Raw genomic sequence first — 18,932 nt, 5'->3', positions numbered from 1 at the left:
CAGTTGCGCAATGTAGCAATCTTTTCTGAGGCTACCGGCAGCCGATCGGCGGCTGAGACATCTACGGCGAAGGGCGGACGACGATGATTCGTAACGGACTGGAACCCTGGCATCTGCTCATCGTGGGGATCGTGGTCATCGTGCTGTTCGGCTCGAAGAAGCTGCCGGACACCGCCCGCGCGGTGGGCAAGTCCCTGCGGATCCTCAAGAGCGAGACCAAGGCGATGAAGGACGACGGGGAGCGGGGGAAGGTCGAGCGGGCCGGGGAGAGCGCCGAGCGGGCCGGGGAGAGGGCCGAGCAGCCGGGAGAGCGCTGAGCGGCCGGAACGTCTTCTCCGGGCAGGCCCGCGTCGACGCGGTCACCGTCCAGCGCGCAGTGCGCGACGGAGCGACAGGACGAAGACGACTGCGTCAGCGGTCATGACGCCTCCTTGGCCTGGGGGGCGGGGTGGCGCGACGCGAGGGCGCTCTCGATGCGGTCGACCGCCGCGAACGCGCCGTACGCGATCAGGTGCGTGAGGCAGTGGTCGCTGAACGGCGGCTTCTTCCAGGCCGCCACGTCCTCGTCGGTGATGCGGTACGGAGCGAGCGCGGCGAGCAGCGCGAGCCGTGCCCCCGGGCGGGACGCGCGGTCGGGCAAGGCGTCCCAGGACAGCGGCGGATGCGCGCCGTCCCATGCCGCCAACGTCGCCCGCACCAGGGTTTGGTCGGCCTCGTCGAGGAGGCCCGCGCCGCTCGTCGCCGCGGCACGGAGTGCGGCGTACGCGGAACCGATGGGCGTGCCCGCGGCCCAGGCAGGACCGGGCTGAGGATCGTCGAGCAGGGACAGCGCGTCGCCGGGGGCGACGGTGCGGCGGACCGCCTTCTGGAGCGTGCGTCCCCCGAGCGAGCGCACCGCCCGGAAGCGCTGTGCGTTGCACGGCAGCATGTCCTCGGTGATCAGGGAAGACGCGACGCGGTTGATGAAGTGGAACGAGAGCGCGGTGCCGATGTGGGCCGGGGCATGCGCGCGGGGGAACGGCGGCTGGACGAGCTCGGGTGCCTGCGGCGTCCGGGTGGCCCGGGCCCAGGCGAGCAGCCGCGCCTGGTCCGGATCCTCGGGCTGCTCGCCGCGCAGCACCCGCTCGGCGACCCGGTGGTCGCCGGTGGCGTGCAGCATCACCGTGTGCGCGCTCACGCAGAACGGGCAGCGGTTGGCGAGCGAGACGCCCAGGGCGACCAGCTCCCGGCCGGTGCGGGTGGTACCGCCGCTGCCGAAGGCGCCGTCGCCGCCGACCAGCAGTGACTCGCGGAGCAACGCCCAGGTGGCGGTGAACAGTTCGGGCGCCGGGGAGAGGGCGACGAGCGGCGCGGGCTCCGCGATGCCGAAGTCGTCGGCCATCTGCGCATAGGCATCGGCGGTCCTGCCGGTCGCGGATTTCGGGAGGACAGGATCGGTGTATCGGAAGGTTGCCATGGCCCGATGGTCCGGGCGCCGGGTGCCTCGGGTCGTCGTCCGGCGGAAGGCAGTTGGAGGTACGTCGCCGGTGTGGTGCGGGTCTGTTTCTACTACGTGGGGAGTAGCGCGGGAGCAGTCTGCTGGGGTGACGCGGTTGTCAGTGGCGGCCTCTATGGTTCTGAACACGGCGGGGGATGCGCCGATGTGGGGGATGCGAGGGACACGGGGGCGGAGATGGCGGGGGATGGGGCGGGGAGAGCGGCGGGGCAGGTGAACGTGCGCGACCGGGTGCGGAATCGGGTGCGGCAGGCGTGGGTCGGTGACGCGGTCCTCGCGGTCGTGGTGGGCGTGATCGTCGGGGTGGCGGCGGGCCTGGGGGACGGCGGCGCGGGGTTCTTCGACTACGTCCTGATCGGGGCCGGTTCGCTGGCTCTCTGCGCCCATCGGAAGGCGCCGCGCGCCGTGCTCGCGGTCACCACGGCGTTCCTGCTCGGCGAGGTGCTGTACGGGGGCTCGAGCAGTGTCGCGGCGATCCCGGTGGTGGCGGCCGCACACACGGCCGCACGCGCAGGCCACCGAGGCGTTGCCGCCGGTGCCGCCGGGGTGTTCCTCGTGGGCTTCGCGGTGGCGGGGGAGGCCGGCGAGGCATCGGGCGACGCCGTGCAGCGAACACTGCTGCTGGCCGGCTGGTTCCTGTGCGCCCTGGTCACGGGCCTCGCGGACAGGAACTGGCAGGCGTATCTGCGCCAGACCGAGCAGCGGGCCCTGGAGGCCGAGCGGACCCGCGAGGAGGCGGCGCTGCGCAGGGCGGGCGAGGAGCGGCTGCGGATCGCGCGCGAACTGCACGACTCGCTGACGCACAGCATCTCGATAGTCAAGCTCCAGGCGGGTGTCGCCGTGCATCTCGCCCGCAAGCGGGGCGAGGACATACCGCCCGCGCTGCTCGCCATTCAGGAGGCGAGCGGTGAGGCCATGCGTGAACTGCGGTCCACGCTGACCGTGTTGCGCACGGACGAGCCGACGGGGAGCCCCGCGCTGCTCGTCGAGCGCGCGCGGGCGGCAGGGCTCGCCGTGGAGCTGGCGGTGCGGGGCCGGGAGCAGACTCTGGCCGGTGACTTGGAGCGGGCCGCGTACCGGATCGTGCAGGAGGGCCTCACCAACGCGGCACGCCATGCGGGCGGCTCCGCCAAGGTGACGGTCGGCCTCGACTACGGGGAGCGGGTGCTGGGGGTGCGGGTGGAGGACGACGGGGTCGCCGACGCGGGGCGGCCACCGGTGGAGGGGATCGGGCTCACGGGGATGCGGGAGCGCGTCACCTCCCTCGGCGGGACGCTGCGGGCGGGGCCGCGGGTCGACGGGGGATTCCTGGTGTGGGCCGAACTGCCTTTGGAGAAAGCCGAGTTGATGTCCGGGGCGCCCGTGGGGGAAGCGCGTCAGCCTGCCGGGCAGGGGGAGGGGCGGTGATCCGGGTGGCGCTCATCGACGATCAGGCGTTGATGCGGGCCGGGTTCCGTGCGCTGCTCGAGGCCGAGGACGGTATCGAGGTGGTCGGGGAGGCCGCCGACGGGGAGCGCGGGGTCGCTCTCGTGCGGGAGTGCGTGCCGGACGTGGCGCTCATAGACGTACAGATGCCGGTGATGACCGGGATCGAGGCGACGCGGCGGATCGCCGCCGACCCCCGCCTCGACGGCGTACGCGTCGTGATCCTCACCAACTACGGCCTCGATGAGTACGTCTTCGACGCACTGCGTGCCGGTGCCAGCGGGTTTCTGCTCAAGGACACGGAGCCCGCCGACCTGCTGCACGGCATCGAGATCGTTGCGCGCGGGGACTCCCTCCTCTCGCCCTCGGTGACCAGCAGACTGATCGGTGAGTTCGTCTCGCGGCCCCCGGACCGGGCCACCGCGCCGGGCCTGGAGAATCTCACCCGCCGCGAGCGGGAGGTCACCGCGCTGGCCGCGCGCGGGCTGACGAACGAGGAGATCGCCGCACACATGGTGATCAGCCCGTTCACGGCGAAGACGCATGTGAGCCGGGCGATGACGAAGCTCGGCGCGCGTGACCGGGCCCAACTGGTCGTCTTCGCCTACGAGTCAGGGCTCGTCGCCGCTCGCAACGCAACTCCGCAGGGGGTCGGAAACGCAACTCCGTGAGGTCGGAAACGTCAGGCCGGAAAGGGGAAACCTTGGCCATGGCATGATCTCCGCGTGACCGTCATACCGTTCAGACATGTCGCCCGGCTCAGACGCGTAGCCGCCCTCTCGGCCGTGGTCCTGCTCGCCTCCGGATGTGGGCTTTCGGAGGAGCTGGAGCGGGAGAGGGATCCTGGACGTACGGCGCCTGCCGAGAGCGACCGGTCCGACGCGGGGGACGGATGGTCCGACCCGACGACGGCTCTTCCGGACACGCCGACCGGCAGTCCCGTCGAGACGGGACCGCCGGAGGTACCCGTCGCGCCCTCGGCCTCCTGCCCCGCCTCCGGCGTCCGCATCGAGTCGGGCGTCGTCAGCGCCGCCATGGGGCTGCGCGCGATGAGCGTGACCCTCACCAACTGCGGCAAGGACGTCTACCGCCTGAAGGGCTACCCGAAGCTGCGGGTACTCGACGAGCACCGCGAGCCCCTCGACGTACAGATCCTCGAAGGCACCGCGCCCATCATGACCAGAGACGACGACCCCGGCCCTGACCACCGCGTCTCGCTCAAGAAGGGCGAGGCGGCCTACACCGTGCTCGTCTGGCGCAACACCGTCACCGACACGACCACGACGGCCGTCAGCGGCACCTACGTGAAGGTCACCCCGATGCCGGGGGCCCGCTCCGGGACCGTGACCCCGGAGGGCCGCATCGACCTCGGCAACACAGGCCGCATCGGCACGACCGCCTGGCAGAGAGAGCCTGCGGACGACGCTGACCCGTCCAGGCCTACGGCACCCGTGCCGTCCACTCCGGCGAGCTGAACTTCGTCCGGGCGAGCTCCCGTGCCCTCGCCATCTCCTCCTCCGTGGCCTTGCCCGCCGTCAGGCCGTACCGCGTGCGGAAGGAGTCGAGCATCCGCTCGATCACGGCCTCGCGGGGCAGCCCCGTCTGGCGGCGCAGCGGGTCCACGCGCTTCTTCGCGCTCCTCGTGCCCTTGTCCGAGAGCTTCTCGCGGCCGATGCGGAGCACCTCGACCATCTTGTCCGCGTCGATGTCGTACGACATCGTCACGTGGTGCAGCACCGCGCCGTGCCCGCCCGCGACCCTCTTCTGGGCGGCGCCCGCGACCTTCCCGGCATCGGTGGCGATGTCGTTGAGCGGTTGGTACCAGGCCTTGATGCCCATGTCGCCCAGGGCTTCGAGCACCCAGTCGTCCAGATAGGCGTAGCTGTCGGCGAAGGACAGGCCCTGTACGAGGGAGTCAGGGACCGAGAGCGAGTACGTGATGGCGTTGCCCGGCTCGCAGAACATGGCGCCGCCGCCACTGATCCGGCGCACCACCTGCACGCCGTGCCGCTCGACACCCTCCTGGTCCACTTCATTGCGCAGCGACTGGAAGCTGCCGATGACGACCGCGGGGGACTCCCACTCCCACACGCGCAGCGTGGGCGGGCGGCGTCCGGCGGCTACCTCCTCGGTGAGCACCTCGTCCAGGGCCATGAGCAGGGCGGGGGACTGCGGGGCCTCGTGGATCAGCTGCCAGTCGTAGTCGGTCCAGTCGGTGGCGTGCGCGAGGGCGCGGCGCACCGCCACGCCCACACCCTCCGACGTGAGCCCGTAAAGGACGGAGCCCTCCGGGAGCGCCGCGTCGATGCGAGCGGCGAGGCCCGCCGCGTCGGTGTCGGCGGGGGCGCCTTCCAGCGCGTGGCTCAGGGCGTCGAACGCCTCGTCAGGTTCGAGGAAGAAGTCCCCCGCCACCCGCACACGGCGCAGCACGCCGTCCTCGACCTCCAGATCCACGACGACGAGCTTGCCGCCGGGGACCTTGTACTCACCGTGCACTGTGCTTCCTCCGGGCTCCGGGCCTTGCCGAATCGCGAACATGCCGAATCATGAACTTGCCGAATCGCGAACACCGTCAGCCTGCGATTTCATATCAGGACAACTCGACCCACTAGGGATAGATTCCCGCACAGGGTGGCCAGTCGTCCCTCGGCTTCCGCCCCGACGGGAGCTGACGGGAATCCATGAGCCACGCCGAGACGACCGATCAGACCAACGCCGGAGCGTCACCGGCCGTCAAACTGACGCTCACGACCCTGACGATGATGGTCGTCGGCTCGATGGTCGGCGCGGGAGTGTTCTCGCTGCCACGCCGGTTCGCGCAGGAGACCGGGGTCGCGGGCGCGTTGATCGCCTGGGCCGTCGCCGGTACGGGCATGCTGATGCTCGCGTTCGTCTTCCAGACCCTCGCCGTCCGCAGACCCGATCTCGACGCCGGTGTCTACGCCTACGCCAAGGCAGGGTTCGGCGAGTACCTCGGCTTCTTCTCCGCCTTCGGGTACTGGGCCAGCGCCTGCGTCGGCAACGTCACCTACTGGGTGCTCATCATGTCGACGATCGGCGCCATCTGGCCGAGCCTCGGCGACGGCGACACCCTCATCGCCGTCGTCCTCTCCTCGTTCGGCCTGTGGGCCTTCTTCCTGCTGATCCGCCGTGGGGTCAAGGAGGCGGCGGCGATCAACCGGATCGTGACCGTCGCCAAGATCGTGCCCATCCTCGTCTTCGTGATCCTGGCCCTGTTCTTCTTCAAGCCGTCCGTGTTCGCGGACAACTTCGGCGGCGCCGACTACGCGGGATCGCTCTTCAACCAGGTGCGCGGCACCATGCTGGCCACCGTCTTCGTCTTCCTCGGCGTCGAGGGCGCGAGCGTCTACTCCCGGCACGCCAAGCGCCGCGAGGACGTGGGCAGGGCCACGATCCTGGGCTTCCTCAGCGTCTTCGCCGTCTTCGCCTCGGTCACCATCGTCAGTTACGGGATCATGCCGATGGCCGAGATCGCCGAGCTGCGCCAGCCCTCCATGGCGGGCGTCCTGGAAGAGGCCGTCGGCACCTGGGGCAAGGTCTTCGTCAGCGTCGGACTCATCGTCTCCGTGCTCGGCGCCTACCTCGCCTGGACGCTGATGGCCGCCGAGGTGCTCTTCGTCGCCGCGAAGGACGACGACATGCCCCGCTTCCTGCGGAAGGCCACCTCCGAGGACGTGCCGGTCCCCGCGCTCCTCATGACCACCGCGCTGAGCCAGGTCGTCCTGATCGTCACGATGTTCTCCGACGACGCGTTCAACTTCGCGCTCGACCTGACCAGCGCGCTGAGCCTCATCCCGTTCCTGCTCGCCGCCGGTTTCGCCGTCAAGATCGCCCTCGGGTCCGGCCGCCAGGGCCAGGACGTGGCGGTAGCCGGGAAGAGCACCCGCAGGGAGCTCGTGATCGCGGTGATCGCCACGCTGTACACGGCGTTCCTGCTGTACGCCGCGGGGCTCAAGTTCGTCCTGGTCTCCTTCATCCTCTACGCCCCCGCGACCCTTCTGTTCATCAAGGCCCGGCGGGAACAGAACCGGCGTCTGTTCTCCCCGCGCGAGGCCGTCATCTGCGGGGTCTCGATCGCGGGCGCCGTCGTGGGCGTGATCGCTCTCGCGGCGGGCTGGATCCACCTCTGACCGGCCCCGACACCCCGGCCCCTGGTGGCCACCGACCGACGAAAGGCGCACCGTGACAAGCCTCGACACCCCCGCCGCACCGACCTTCGGTGTCCACTCCGAGGTCGGCAGGCTGCGCAAGGTCCTTGTCTGCTCGCCGGGACTCGCGCACCGCAGACTGACCCCCACCAACGCCGACGACCTGCTCTTCGACGACGTCATGTGGGTGGAGAACGCCCAGCGCGACCACGCGGACTTCGTCATCAAGCTGCAGCAGCGCGGCGTCGAGGTCGTCGAGCTGCACGACCTGCTCGCCCAGACCATGGCGGTCCCCGGGGCGAAGGACTGGCTCCTCGACCGGAAGATCACGGCGAACGAGGTCGGCCTCGGGCTCATCGACGGCACACGCGCCTTCCTGGAGACGCTGGAGCCCCGGCAGCTCGCCGAATACCTCATCGGGGGCCTTGCTACCGCGGATCTGCCGGACGAGTTCCGCTCCGGCTACGTCGCGCTCGTACGCGAATCCACCGGCGTACGCGAATACCTGATGCCGCCGCTGCCGAACACGCTCTACACCCGCGACACGACGTGCTGGCTGTACGGGGGTGTCACGCTCAACCCGCTGTACTGGCCGGCCCGGCACGACGAGACGCTCCTGATGAAGGCCGTCTACCGGTTCCACCCCGACTTCACCGGCGCCACGGTGTGGTGGGGCGACCCCGAACTCGACTGGGGCCAGGCGACGTTCGAGGGCGGCGACATCATGCCCGTCGGCAACGGCGTCGTCCTGATGGGCATGAGCGAGCGCACCTCGCGCCAGGCCGTCACCCAGGTCGCCTCCGCGCTGTTCGAGAACGGCGCGGCCGAGCAGGTCATCGTCGCCGGCATGCCCAAGCTGCGGGCCGCGATGCACCTCGACACCGTCTTCACCTTCGCCGACCGCGACATCGTCACGCTCTACCCGAAGATCATGGACGCCGTGCACACCTTCACGCTGCGGCCCGGCGGCAAGGCAACGGGCGGCAAGGCAGCGGGCGACAAGACGGCGGGCGTCGAGATCACGGACGAGGGCTCGCGTGCGTTCGTCGACGTGGTCGCAAGGTCACTCGGTCTTCCCGAGCTGCGCGTGATCGAGACGGGCGGGGACGTCTACGCCTCCGAGCGGCAGCAGTGGGACAGCGGCAACAACGCCGTCGCCCTGGAGCCCGGCGTGGTCTTCACCTACGACCGCAACACCCAGACCAACACCCTGCTGCGCAAGGCGGGGGTCGAGGTCATCACCATCGTCGGCGCCGAACTCGGCCGCGGTCGCGGCGGCGGGCACTGCATGACGTGCCCGCTCATCCGCGACGCCGTCGACTTCTGAGGTGCGTGGGCGCGTGATGTCGCTCAGTACCGCTGGGCCTTGACCAGCTTCGCGGAGAGCTTCGGCTCCGGGGGCTCGTGGCTGATGGCGTACCGCTGGGCCCGCTTGCCCGGTTCGAGGTTCTCCGTGCCCACGTAGCGGGTCTCCACGGTCTTGCCGGAGGAGTCCCGGAAGTCGACCTGTACGGCGAAGTCCGCCGTCTTGTCGGTCCTGTTGGTGAAGGTCACCACGGAGGCGAGCACACCGCCGGTGTCGGAGCGCGGCTTGCCCGTCATGGAGACGTCGGACATCGCGTTGCCCCGCCCGTCGACGTCCTTCAGCGCGTTCTTCGCGGCCTGGTTGGCGCGCTCCGTATCGGCCGACACGGACGCCTCGAACTCGTCCGCGCGCTCCGACGCGGAGGCCTGTGCCTCGGATGCCGAGGCGCGGGCCGACTCGGCGGCCTCGGAGGCCTTCGACTCCATCGGCGACGCGGTCTTCTGCGAGAACGACGACGAGTCGGGGGCGGTCGGCCGCTCGCTGACCTTCCGGCTGCCCTCGGCCGAGGGGGCGTCGCTGTCGGTGCTGCACGAGACGAGGGCGGCGGCGGCCGTCACCGTGGCGGCGAGCGTGAGGGCGGCGGACACCACGGGCCCGCGGCGCGACATGGGAGACATCCGGTGCGCTCCTTTCCCTGTTGCTGTTGGTTGTCCCTGCGGACTGCCGGGGTCGGCTTCAGTACCGCAGGGCGCAGGCGATCCGGCCCCGGTCGGCGAGCGTGCCTTCGGGTACGAAACGGACCTCGGCGCCGGTGTCCAGGGCCCGCTCGACGATGTCGTCGACCACGTCGTCCACCGCGTCGAGGTCGTCGGACTCCGCGGGCACCAGATGTCCGCCGTCGTCGCGCACGGTCGCCTGGTAGGTGTCCTCCACGGCGAGGAGGCGGACCCGGTCCGTCGTCACGTTCTGCCAGACCTCGTCGAGGCCCGCGGCGTACTGGTGCCGGCCCTGCGCCGCTTCCAGCTCATGCAGCGTGGAGCCGAGTTCGGCCTTGTCCTGGGCCACGAGGAAGGGGCGTACCGTCTGCCACACCGCTTGCGCCGGGCCATGAGCCAGGCCGCCGTGCGGCACCCGCGTGGCTCCCTTGGTGACCGTCCCGGCGTCGTCGAGGAGGGAGAGCGCCGCGGCCTCCCCGGCCACGAACAGGGGACGCGGATGGGCGCGGAGCACCCCGGCCGCTGCTGAGTCCGCCTCGCGCAGGAACTTGCGGGTCTGCTCGTCGCGGAAGGTGCTCGGCAGGTCGCCGATCCGCTCCTTGCGCTCGGCGTCCGGGTCGTCGAGGCTCCGGGTCAGCGGGAACCCGTCCGTCTTGTGCTGGGTGACCCGCTCGGGGGTGCCGCTCCACAGCGTGACGCGGTCGGCCGAGACGGCGAGGACCCAGTAAGGGCGCTCGGCGGCCTGGGCCGCGACGACGTTGCGCGTCAGGAAGGTGTCCGAGAGCACCACCCTCGACGGCACCGTCCTGGCAAGCGACCACACCTGGTGCTCCCCGGGAGCGGCGAAGACGGCGAGCCCGTCCTCGGCGTGCACGAGGTCGATCTCCGCCACCGCCTTGTCGAGCTGCGCGGCCACCTCGGTCCGCTGCTCCCTGGCCACGGCGGGGTCGGACTTCAGCCGCTCCTTGGCCTCGGCGACGAGGTTGCGGAGCCGCACCGGATCCTGGGCGTTGTCCGGCTCCCTGCGGTGGGTGGGCAGCAGGACCGTGACGGCGGGGTAGGGGCGCGGCTGACGCAGCCCGGCCAGCGTGGCCGGGTTGAGGGAGGGGTGCATGGACGTCACCCTTTCGGGGCGGGGCGGCGGATGAGGGACCTCAGGAGAGGTCGTTACGCCATGAGATGCACCCTATGCCGGTTCCATGATCGGGGCATATCGCCCGGAGGTGGTCACTTCAGCGCCCCCGGGCCCGGACCCCGGGGCCGGTTCACGGGGGATTCATCTCGTATCCAGCCGCCGTACAGCGGAGCCGTACGGATTGTCAGTCCGGCGTGCTCTCATGGAGACATGATCGAAGAGATCGAAGACTTTCTTGTACGTGGCGTTCCCGATGTCGAAGAAGCACTCCGCAAGGCCGCCGCAGCCGAGGTCATGCCGCGGTTCCGGCAGCTCGCCGACGACGACGTCGTCCAGAAGAGCGGACCGCACGACCTGGTGACCGTCGCCGACCGGCTCGCCGAGGAGCACCTGACGGCAGCCCTCATCACCCTGCTCCCCGGCTCCGTCGTCGTGGGAGAAGAAGCGGTGCACGCGGACCCCTCGATCTACGAGGCGATAGGCGCCGACGCGCCGGTGTGGATAGTCGACCCGGTCGACGGCACACGGCAGTTCGTGCACGGCGACCCCGGATTCTGCATGCTGATCGCGCTGGCGTGGCGCGGAGAGGTGCTCGCCTCCTGGACGTACGCCCCTGCGCTCGACGAGATGGCCGTCGCGGTGCGCGGCAAGGGCGCCTGGCTCGACGGGGAGCGCCTCGTGGCCGGTTCACCGGGGGAGGCCATCGAAGTGGCGACCTCACACCCGGACTTCACCACGCCGGAGCAGAAGCACGCGCTGCTCGGCCTGCGCGTGGAGGGCGTCGCGCCCCGGCCCTGCGGTTCGGCAGGCCTTGAGTATCTGGCCATCGCCCGCGGTGAGTTGGACGCGGTCGCGTTCTCCTGGGAGCTCGCCTGGGACCACGCGGCGGGGCTGCTCCTCGTCGCCGAGGCCGGGGGCTGCAATCTGACCGCCGCCGGGGAGCCCTTCCGTATAGAGGGCGGGAACGCGCTGCCGTTCACGGCCGGCCGGGACGCCGCCACGGTCGACCGGGTGGTGGGGTTGCTGTCGGCCGCAGCCTGATCTGCGGGGCACTGCGCGGCGGCTCGAGGTGGAATGCCACGGCGGTGACCTCGAACTCGGTGACGGTGCCGACGTCCGGCCAGTCCTCGGGGTCGAGCGGGAGCCGCACCATGTCCACGAAACCGGTGAGCGGCAGCCCCAGGTCGACGAAGAGCCCGACCGTCCCCGGGCCCCACGGCAGGACGCTGACCGTGCCGGTCAGGCGGGTGCCTCGAGGGAGCGGGCCACCCGTTTCCGGTGCCGAGACGTTCCGACTGTGGCGGGCACACTGCCACGCGGCCTCGAAATCCACCTCGGAGACAGGCTCCCCGCCGCTGACGGGTCCGTTCGCAAGTACGCCGTACCTCGCCTCGTACAGCCGCGCCCCCAGCGGCTCGAACTTGTCGAGAACCCAGGCCAGTTCGGAGCGCGAGGCCGCCACGGAAGCAGAACCGTCCGGGCCGCGGAAGGACGCCTGACGTACGGCGATCGCGTCGTCCCCCGTCTCGAACCAGTCCTCGGAACCCGCGTCAGCCTGGCGAAACCAGTACGTCACCCGTCAGAGGCTACCCGCGCCCACGGCGCTGTCGGTGGTCCGGCCTATCCTGGGCGGCAGAGGCCATCGGCTGACAAAGGAGTCCGAAGGTGCCGTCGATGCTTGATGCCGTCATCGTGGGGGCGGGACCGAACGGTCTCACCGCTGCCGTCGAGCTGGCCCGCCGCGGATTCTCGGTGGCCGTGTTCGAGGCCAAGGACACCGTCGGCGGCGGTGCGCGGACCGAGGAGCTGACACTTCCCGGGTTCCGGCACGACCCCTGTTCCGCCGCACACCCCCTCGGCATCAACTCGCCCGTGTTCCGCACCATGCCCCTCGACCGGTACGGCCTCGAGTGGCTCCAGCCGCAGCTGCCCATGGCGCACCCCTTCTTGGACGGAAGCGCCGCCGTGCTCTCCCGGTCCGTCGCCGAGACCGCCGCCTCGTTCGGGCCGCGTGACGCGGGGGCGTACCGACGCCTCATCGAGCCCTTCGTCGACAAGTGGGACACCCTCCTCCAGGACTTCATGGCGCTGCCTTCGACCGCCCTGCCGCGCGACCCCGTGACCCTCGCGCGCTTCGGCCTCGCGGGCCTGCCGCCCTCCACCTGGCTGATGCGGCGCTTCCGCGACGACCGGGCCCGCGCCCTGTTCGCCGGACTCGTCGCCCACGTCATCGCCCCGCTCGGCGGAGTCGCCACCGGCGCGGTCGGCATGGTCTTCGCGCTGGCAGCGCACGCCCGCGGCTGGCCGGTCGCCCGGGGCGGCTCACAGTCGATCTCGGACGCGCTCACCGCGTATCTGAAGGACCTCGGCGGCGCGGTCCACACGGACTACGAGGTCAAGCGGCTCGACGATCTGCCGCCCGCGCGCGCGTACATCTTCGACACGTCACCCACCGCCCTCGCCCGGATCGCGGGTCTGGGGCGGAGCTATGAGAACTATCGGTACGGCGCGAGCGTCTTCAAGGTCGATTACGCCCTGGACGGGCCCGTCCCCTGGACGGCGAAAGAGGCCCAGGTCGCGGGGACCGTGCAGGTCGGGGCCGACAGCGGGGAGATCGGCGCCGCGCTGCGCGCCGCCTCGCGCGAGAACCGCGCGCCCGACCCGCCGTTCCTGATCACCGTGCAGCCCAGCGTCGTCGATCCCTCCCGCGCGCCCGCGGGCAAGCAGGTCTTCTGGGCGTACGGGCATGTGCCGAACGGCTGGGACGGGGATCTCACCGACGCGATCGAGCGGCAGCTGGAGCGTTTCGCCCCCGGGTTCCGCGACCGCGTCCTCGCCCGCGCCACCGCGGGGCCCGCCGCGCTGGCCACGCGCAACGCGAATTACGTCGGCGGTGACATCGCCTGCGGCGCCGCGAGCGGTATCCAGCTGCTGCTCCGCCCCAAGCTCTCCCTCTTCCCGTACGGCACCGCGCACCCGGCCGTGTTCATCTGCTCGTCCGCCACGCCGCCTGGGCCCGGTGTGCACGGGATGTCGGGGCACAACGCCGCGAAGGCGGTCTGGCGCAGGTTCCGCGCGTCCTGACGGGTACGGGTGCGTCCTTCCGGGATCCGGTGCGTCGTTCCGGGCTCGGGACCGGCGCCCCGCGCCAACGCCCATGTCGGATTCCCGCCAGCCATCGCCACCCTGCGTGGACGATCCTTGAGGCATGTCCACCGACCCGCACGCCGCGGCCACCACCACGCCGCCCCCCTCGATGCATGCCGACGCCGAGCGCTGCGTACGTGCCGTGCAGTCGAAGGACGCCCGGTTCGACGGGTGGTTCTACACCGCGGTTCTGACCACCCGCATCTACTGCCGCCCCAGCTGCCCGGTCGTCCCTCCGAAGCCCGAGAACATGAGCTTCTATCCGAGCGCGGCGGCCTGCCAGCAGGAAGGGTTCCGGGCCTGCAAGCGATGCCGCCCCGACAGCAGCCCTGGCTCGCCCGAGTGGAATCAGCGCGCCGACCTCGTGGCCCGCGCGATGCGCCTCATCGCGGACGGCGTGGTGGACCGCGACGGAGTCCCCGGCCTCGCCACCCGCCTCGGCTACAGCACCCGCCAGGTGGAACGCCAGCTCCTCGCGGAACTCGGCGCGGGACCCCTCGCCCTGGCCAGGGCCCAGCGCGCCCAGACCGCCCGGCTGCTCATCGAGACGACCACCCTGCCCATGGCGGAGATCGCCTTCGCCGCGGGTTTCTCCTCGATCCGCACCTTCAACGACACGGTCCGCGAAGTCTTCGCCCTGGCCCCCGGCGAACTGCGGGAGCGCGCCCCGAAGAGCACGAGGAGAACGGCCGCCCCCGCCACCCCCGGCGTCCTCTCGCTCCGCCTCCCCTTCCGCGCCCCGCTCAACCCCGACAACCTCTTCGGCCACCTCATCGCCACCGCCGTACCCGGAGTCGAGGAGTGGCGCGACGGCGCGTACCGCCGCACGCTCCGTCTCCCGTACGGCCACGGAGTCGTCGCCCTCACCCCCACCCCTGACCACATCGCCTGCCGCCTCAGCCTCACCGACATGCGCGACCTCACGATCGCCATCAGCCGCTGCCGCCGCATGCTCGATCTGGACGCGGACCCGGTCGCGGTGGACGCCCAGCTGAGCGCCGACCCGCTGCTCGCACCCCTCGTGGCCAAAGCGCCCGGCCGTCGCGTGCCGCGCACCGTCGACGAGGCGGAGTTCGCCGTACGCGCGGTACTCGGCCAGCAGGTCTCCACAGCCGCGGCCCGCACCCACGCCGCACGCCTGGTCGCCGCGCACGGTGATCCTGTCGAAGACCCCGATGGCGGCCTCACCCACCTCTTCCCGGCACCGGAAGCCCTCGCCGCGCTCGACCCGGAGGCACTCGCCCTGCCGCGCAGCCGCCGCACCACCCTGACCACGCTCGTACGCCACCTCGCCGACGGAACACTCCGCCTAGGTGTGGAGAGCGGCTGGGAGGAGGCCCGCGCACGGCTCACCGAACTGCCCGGTTTCGGCCCCTGGACGGTCGACGTCATCGCGATGCGGGCACTCGGCGACCCCGACGCCTTCCTCCCCACCGACCTGGGGATCCGCCGCGCGGCACAGGAACTCGGGCTCCCGCACACCCCGGCGGCGCTGACCGCACGGGCCGCGGCCTGGCGCCCCTGGCGGGCGTACGCGGTCCAGTACTTGTGGGCGATCGACGACCATCCCATCAACAGCATCCCGGCATAAGAGAGTTCCAGCGAAAGAGGACGAAGCCCCATGTACCGCCAGCACACCCTCATCGACAGCCCCTACGGCCCCCTGACCCTCGTGGCCACCGACGGCACCCTCAGCGGCCTCTACATGACAGAGCAGCGTCACCGGCCGCCCGAGGAGACGTTCGGCGACCGCGACGCAGGGCCCTTCGGGGAGACGACCAGCCAGCTTGAGGCGTACTTCACGGGCGAGTTGACGGAGTTCGACCTGCCGATGCGCCTCGAAGGCACACCGTTCCAGCGCACCGTCTGGCAGCAGCTCCAGCTGATCCCGTACGGCGAGACCCGCACGTACGGCGAGCTCGCGGCCGCCCTCGGCAAGCCCAACGCCTCACGCGCCGTCGGCCTGGCCAACGGCAAGAATCCGATCGGGGTCATCGTGCCCTGCCACCGGGTGATCGGCGCGGGCGGCTCCCTGACGGGCTACGGCGGCGGACTCGACCGCAAGCAGCGGCTCCTTGCCTTCGAGGGAGCGACCGGGGGCAGCGAGGACGCCCTCTTCTGAAGACTCAGCTCCTGAAGACTCAGCGAGGCTCGACCAGGTTCAGCCGACCCGTACCCCGTTCTCCAACTCCGCCGTCCCCGTCCCCGCGTCGAGTGCCGCGAGCCCGGCCCCCACCCGCAGCCCCAGCTCGCCCGGCAGGAACCCCGCGAGGTCCTCGCGGGCCACAAGGCGCCAGGAGAGCAGCTCCTCCTCCTGGAGTCTGATCGACTTCAGCTGGTCGTCACTGAGCACCCCGCCGTCGTACAGATAGGCGACCAGCGGAGGCCGCGCCGAACCCGGCACCCAGTCCACCGCGAGGAGGGCTCCCAGCTCGACGTCCAGGCCGATCTCCTCGGCGGTCTCACGCCGTGCCCCCTGCCGCGGTGTCTCGCCTTCGTCGGACTCGATGGTGCCGCCGGGCAGGGCCCACCCGTCGCGGTAGTTCGGCTCGACGAGCAGCACACGCCCCCGGGAGTCCCGGAAGAGCGCGGCGGCTCCGGCGATGATGCGCGGGAGGCCTGCGATGTACGTGGCGTAATCCTGAGTGGTCACCTGGAAAGGGTAGGCGCGGGGAGGCAGGAGAAGCGCCGTGCTAGGCCTCGGCCAACTCGACCGTCCTTGCCGCAAGTTCGCTGATCCTCGCGCCGTCGAAACCGAACACCGCACTGCGCACCCGGTCTTCGAGGGGATCCCGCCACTGCGCGGGGATCGCCTTGGCCCCGCAGAGCACCCCCGCGACGGACCCGGCGGTCGCACCGTTCGAGTCGGTGTCGAGGCCGCCGCGCACCGTCAGGGTGATCGTGCGGGTGAAGTCGCCGTCACCGTAGAGGAGCCCGGCGGTCAGGACGGCCGAGTTCGGCACCGCGTGGATCCAGCCGAGTCCGGAGGTCTCCTCCTCGGCGGTGGCCAGCGTCTCCTCCCAGCTGAGCCCGGCCTCGTGCAGCGTGACGACCCGGCGCACCGTACGCGCGAGCCGGCAGCTCGACGGGATCACCCCGAACGCCGCATCGAGCGCGCCGCGCGGCGTGGCCACCGTGAACGCGGCCGCGACGAGCGCCGCAGCCCACATCGACCCGTACACGCCGTTGCCGGTGTGCGAGAGCACGGCGTCGCGGCGGGCGAGAAAGGCGGCGCGGCGCGGGGCGCCGGGGTTCGTCCAGCCGAAGATGTCGGCGCGGATGAGGGCGCCTATCCACTCCTGGCAGGGGTTCTCGTACGTCGCGGTGAGCGGCGGCTTGAGACCGTTCGCCAGATTCCGGTACGCGGCGCGCTCCGCGGTGAACGTCTGCAGATAGGGAAGGCGGAGCAGCCACAGCTCGCCGACCTGTTCGGTGCTGAACGCGAACCCGTGCGTCTCCAGGAGATGCAGTCCGAGGATCGCGTAGTCGACGTCGTCGTCACGGCAGCTTCCGCGCACCCCGCCGCGCACACACTGCTGCCACTCGGGCCGCAGCTGGAACTCCTCCACCCAGGAGGGGGGTTCGGGCAGATAGTCGGTGAGCGGCAGCGCGTCGGCCTGCCGCAGATAGCGCTCGATGCGCTCGCGCGTCCAGTAGTCGCCCCGCTCGATGGGTTTGCCGAGCATGTTGCCCGCGATCCGCCCGATCCAGCCGCCGAGCACGCGGTCGGCGAGTTCCGTATGCACTGGGGTCATGCGTCCGGTCTACCGAATTCGGTGCGCCTCGCGCGGTCAACGCGACCGGTTCGGCGTGGATCATGAGACGTTTGTCTGGATTTCGATCGGACGCACACATTCTTGCTGGATGCACATGCTCGGGAGTGCCCATGAAGCGTCGTACGACCGTGCTGGCCGCCGCGGTCCTGGGAGTGCTGGCCGGTGCGGGACCCGCCCAGGCGGCGGCGTCCGAGCCGCTGATCCGCACCGGGGACATCGACGTCCTCGAGGATGTCCTGGAGCACATCAGCGTGTCCATGGGTGGCGAAGGGCCCACGGTGCACCAGCTGTACGACTCGCGTGGGGCGGGCGGCTCGGACTGAACCGACCATTGATCGATCATTCCTGAGACCTCAGTGCACCCTTATCGCTCTCTTTAGTGCGATTTAAGGGAGAGGTTCGGGGCTCTGAAATGCGGACGCCCATGGGCAGGCGCCCCCTCCTGCGGTTATGGTCGCAGCGGCGCGACTGCCTTGACGCGAGCAAGGCCCGGAAAGCAAGGGGATGCAAGGTGGCGGACGCTGCTGGGACGGCGGGGCATGTGCTCATCGCCGCGGACAAGTTCAAGGGATCACTCACGGCCGTGCAGGTCGCGGAGCGGGTGACGGCCGGGCTCCGCCGCGTCGCCCCGCACGCGGAGGTCGAGGCTCTGCCGGTGGCCGACGGCGGCGACGGCACGGTCGCCGCGGCGGTCGCGGCCGGTTTCGAACGCCGTGAGGCGCGGGTCACGGGACCGCTCGGTGACGAGGTCACCGCCGCGTACGCGCTGCTGGACGGGACCGCCGTGGTGGAGATGGCGGAGGCGTCGGGCCTCCAGCTGCTGCCCGACGGCGTCTTCGCCCCGCTCACGTCCACGACGTACGGCTCCGGGGAGCTGCTGCGCGCCGCGCTCGACGCGGGCGCGCGCACGATCGTCTTCGGCGTCGGGGGCAGTGCGACGACGGACGGCGGGGCCGGGATGCTGGCCGCGCTCGGCGCTGTGTTCCTGGACGCGGAAGGGGCGCCGGTGGCTCCCGGAGGCGGCCCGCTCGCCTCCCTTGCCACGGCTGACCTGTCCGGGCTCGACGAGCGGTTCGCCTCGGTGGACCTGGTCCTGGCCAGCGACGTGGACAACCCGCTGACGGGCCCCAAGGGCGCCCCGGCGGTCTACGGGCCGCAGAAGGGGGCTTCCCCCGAGGACGTGGCCGAGCTTGACGCGGCCCTCGCGCACTTCGCGCAGGTGCTCTCCGAGTCGGTGGGTTCCTCCGCCCTGGAGTACGCCGAGTCCCCGGGAGCCGGAGCGGCAGGTGGCATCGGCTACGGCGCTCTCGTCGGGCTCGGGGCGAGTTTCCGCCCCGGGATCGAGGTCATGCTGGACGTCCTCGGCTTCGCCCCCGCGCTCGCGCGGGCGTCCCTCGTGATCACGGGGGAGGGCTCCCTCGACGAGCAGACCCTCCACGGCAAGGCTCCCGCGGGCGTTGCTGCGGCGGCGCGGGATGCGGGCGTCGAGGTCGTCGCGGTCTGCGGACGCCTGGCCCTTCCGGCGGAGGCCCTGGGAAAGGCGGGCATCCGGCGCGCGTACGCGCTCACTGACGTGGAGCCGGATGTCGCCCGGTGCATTGCCGAGGCGGGGCCCATCCTGGAGACGGTGGCGGAGGGTATCGCCAGGGACTTCCTGAGCTAGGCGCTCCGCTGGTAGTGCGGTTGCTACACCTGGGGCCGGTGGGGGCTGGTCGCGCAGTTCCCCGCGCCCCTTACGGGTCCCCGGATCGCCGGACGGGCTG

The 18,932-nt window shown here is 71.3% G+C and carries 19 protein-coding genes; 12 read left to right on the top strand and 7 right to left on the bottom strand.

The window, feature by feature from the left end; genetic code table 11:
- Positions 1 to 83: 83 nt before the first annotated feature.
- Positions 84 to 317, top strand: coding sequence for a Sec-independent protein translocase subunit TatA (gene tatA / locus ACWFRJ_RS12785; protein WP_453528195.1), 234 nt, complete (start codon positions 84 to 86; stop codon positions 315 to 317).
- Positions 318 to 418: 101 nt separating this feature from the next.
- Here the strand turns inward: tatA and ACWFRJ_RS12780 are convergent, their stop codons facing one another.
- Positions 419 to 1,456, bottom strand: coding sequence for a carboxymuconolactone decarboxylase family protein (locus ACWFRJ_RS12780; RefSeq protein WP_453528192.1), 1,038 nt, complete (start codon positions 1,454 to 1,456; stop codon positions 419 to 421).
- 252 nt (positions 1,457 to 1,708) lie between these two features.
- Here ACWFRJ_RS12780 and ACWFRJ_RS12775 point away from each other — a divergent pair, with 252 nt between their 5' ends.
- Genes ACWFRJ_RS12775 through ACWFRJ_RS12765 form a run of 3 tightly spaced genes read left to right on the top strand, consistent with a single transcriptional unit; the run spans position 1,709 to position 4,395 of the window.
- Complete coding sequence (locus ACWFRJ_RS12775) at positions 1,709 to 2,902, top strand: sensor histidine kinase (protein WP_453528189.1); 1,194 nt, start codon at positions 1,709 to 1,711, stop codon at positions 2,900 to 2,902.
- Entirely contained in the window at positions 2,899 to 3,591 is a 693-nt protein-coding gene (locus tag ACWFRJ_RS12770; RefSeq protein WP_453528186.1) for a response regulator, read from the top strand. Before ACWFRJ_RS12775 ends, ACWFRJ_RS12770 begins: the two co-directional genes overlap by 4 nt.
- A gap of 54 nt (positions 3,592 to 3,645) precedes the next feature.
- On the top strand, positions 3,646 to 4,395 hold the full coding sequence (locus tag ACWFRJ_RS12765) for a DUF4232 domain-containing protein (RefSeq protein WP_453528183.1): 750 nt from the start codon (positions 3,646 to 3,648) through the stop codon (positions 4,393 to 4,395).
- Here ACWFRJ_RS12765 and ACWFRJ_RS12760 read toward each other — a convergent pair.
- On the bottom strand, positions 4,361 to 5,416 hold the full coding sequence (locus tag ACWFRJ_RS12760; protein WP_453528180.1) for a lipoyl protein ligase domain-containing protein: 1,056 nt from the start codon (positions 5,414 to 5,416) through the stop codon (positions 4,361 to 4,363). The two genes, ACWFRJ_RS12765 and ACWFRJ_RS12760, sit on opposite strands and share 35 nt — an antisense overlap.
- Before the next feature lie 185 nt (positions 5,417 to 5,601).
- Between ACWFRJ_RS12760 and ACWFRJ_RS12755 the strand changes: the two genes are divergently transcribed.
- Together ACWFRJ_RS12755 and ACWFRJ_RS12750 are read left to right on the top strand one after the other, a co-directional pair.
- Positions 5,602 to 7,071 (top strand): basic amino acid/polyamine antiporter, encoded by a 1,470-nt coding sequence (locus tag ACWFRJ_RS12755; RefSeq protein ID WP_453528178.1) that lies wholly within the window; start codon positions 5,602 to 5,604, stop codon positions 7,069 to 7,071.
- A 52-nt stretch (positions 7,072 to 7,123) separates the two neighbouring features.
- Entirely contained in the window at positions 7,124 to 8,416 is a 1,293-nt protein-coding gene (locus ACWFRJ_RS12750) for an arginine deiminase (RefSeq protein WP_453528175.1), read from the top strand.
- A 23-nt stretch (positions 8,417 to 8,439) separates the two neighbouring features.
- Here the strand turns inward: ACWFRJ_RS12750 and ACWFRJ_RS12745 are convergent, their stop codons facing one another.
- Positions 8,440 to 9,072, bottom strand: coding sequence for a hypothetical protein (locus ACWFRJ_RS12745; protein WP_453528172.1), 633 nt, complete (start codon positions 9,070 to 9,072; stop codon positions 8,440 to 8,442).
- A gap of 58 nt (positions 9,073 to 9,130) precedes the next feature.
- Positions 9,131 to 10,225 carry a baeRF3 domain-containing protein gene (locus ACWFRJ_RS12740; protein WP_453528169.1) on the bottom strand — a complete coding sequence of 365 codons (1,095 nt, stop codon included), beginning with the start codon at positions 10,223 to 10,225 and terminating at the stop codon, positions 9,131 to 9,133.
- Positions 10,226 to 10,456: 231 nt separating this feature from the next.
- Between ACWFRJ_RS12740 and ACWFRJ_RS12735 the strand changes: the two genes are divergently transcribed.
- A complete protein-coding gene (locus ACWFRJ_RS12735) occupies positions 10,457 to 11,287 on the top strand; it encodes an inositol monophosphatase family protein (protein ID WP_453528167.1) in 831 nt (276 codons plus the stop codon).
- Here ACWFRJ_RS12735 and ACWFRJ_RS12730 read toward each other — a convergent pair.
- Positions 11,223 to 11,822, bottom strand: a complete 600-nt coding sequence (locus tag ACWFRJ_RS12730) for a hypothetical protein (RefSeq protein WP_453528164.1) — start codon at positions 11,820 to 11,822, stop codon at positions 11,223 to 11,225. The genes ACWFRJ_RS12735 and ACWFRJ_RS12730 overlap by 65 nt on opposite strands.
- A 98-nt stretch (positions 11,823 to 11,920) precedes the next feature.
- Between ACWFRJ_RS12730 and ACWFRJ_RS12725 the strand changes: the two genes are divergently transcribed.
- From ACWFRJ_RS12725 to ACWFRJ_RS12715, 3 genes are all read left to right on the top strand, one after another.
- Complete coding sequence (locus ACWFRJ_RS12725) at positions 11,921 to 13,330, top strand: phytoene desaturase family protein (RefSeq protein ID WP_453528162.1); 1,410 nt, start codon at positions 11,921 to 11,923, stop codon at positions 13,328 to 13,330.
- A gap of 172 nt (positions 13,331 to 13,502) precedes the next feature.
- Entirely contained in the window at positions 13,503 to 14,984 is a 1,482-nt protein-coding gene (locus tag ACWFRJ_RS12720) for an AlkA N-terminal domain-containing protein (protein WP_453529609.1), read from the top strand.
- Between the two features lie 30 nt (positions 14,985 to 15,014).
- Positions 15,015 to 15,515, top strand: coding sequence for a methylated-DNA--[protein]-cysteine S-methyltransferase (locus tag ACWFRJ_RS12715; protein WP_453528159.1), 501 nt, complete (start codon positions 15,015 to 15,017; stop codon positions 15,513 to 15,515).
- Between the two features lie 39 nt (positions 15,516 to 15,554).
- Here the strand turns inward: ACWFRJ_RS12715 and ACWFRJ_RS12710 are convergent, their stop codons facing one another.
- Both ACWFRJ_RS12710 and ACWFRJ_RS12705 read right to left on the bottom strand, forming a co-directional pair.
- On the bottom strand, positions 15,555 to 16,046 hold the full coding sequence (locus ACWFRJ_RS12710; protein WP_453528156.1) for an NUDIX domain-containing protein: 492 nt from the start codon (positions 16,044 to 16,046) through the stop codon (positions 15,555 to 15,557).
- Positions 16,047 to 16,086: 40 nt separating this feature from the next.
- The gene (locus tag ACWFRJ_RS12705) at positions 16,087 to 17,148 is read right to left on the bottom strand and encodes an ADP-ribosylglycohydrolase family protein (RefSeq protein ID WP_453528154.1); all 1,062 of its coding nucleotides are present in this window, start codon (positions 17,146 to 17,148) and stop codon (positions 16,087 to 16,089) included.
- A gap of 131 nt (positions 17,149 to 17,279) precedes the next feature.
- Here ACWFRJ_RS12705 and ACWFRJ_RS12700 point away from each other — a divergent pair, with 131 nt between their 5' ends.
- Both ACWFRJ_RS12700 and ACWFRJ_RS12695 read left to right on the top strand, forming a co-directional pair.
- Positions 17,280 to 17,492, top strand: a complete 213-nt coding sequence (locus ACWFRJ_RS12700) for a hypothetical protein (protein ID WP_453528151.1) — start codon at positions 17,280 to 17,282, stop codon at positions 17,490 to 17,492.
- Between the two features lie 188 nt (positions 17,493 to 17,680).
- The gene (locus ACWFRJ_RS12695) at positions 17,681 to 18,832 is read left to right on the top strand and encodes a glycerate kinase (RefSeq protein ID WP_453528148.1); all 1,152 of its coding nucleotides are present in this window, start codon (positions 17,681 to 17,683) and stop codon (positions 18,830 to 18,832) included.
- The last annotated feature ends 100 nt before the right edge of the window (positions 18,833 to 18,932 follow it).

The organism is Streptomyces sp. NPDC055239, assembly GCF_053606205.1.
This window is presented reverse-complemented; position numbering and strand designations above follow the sequence as displayed.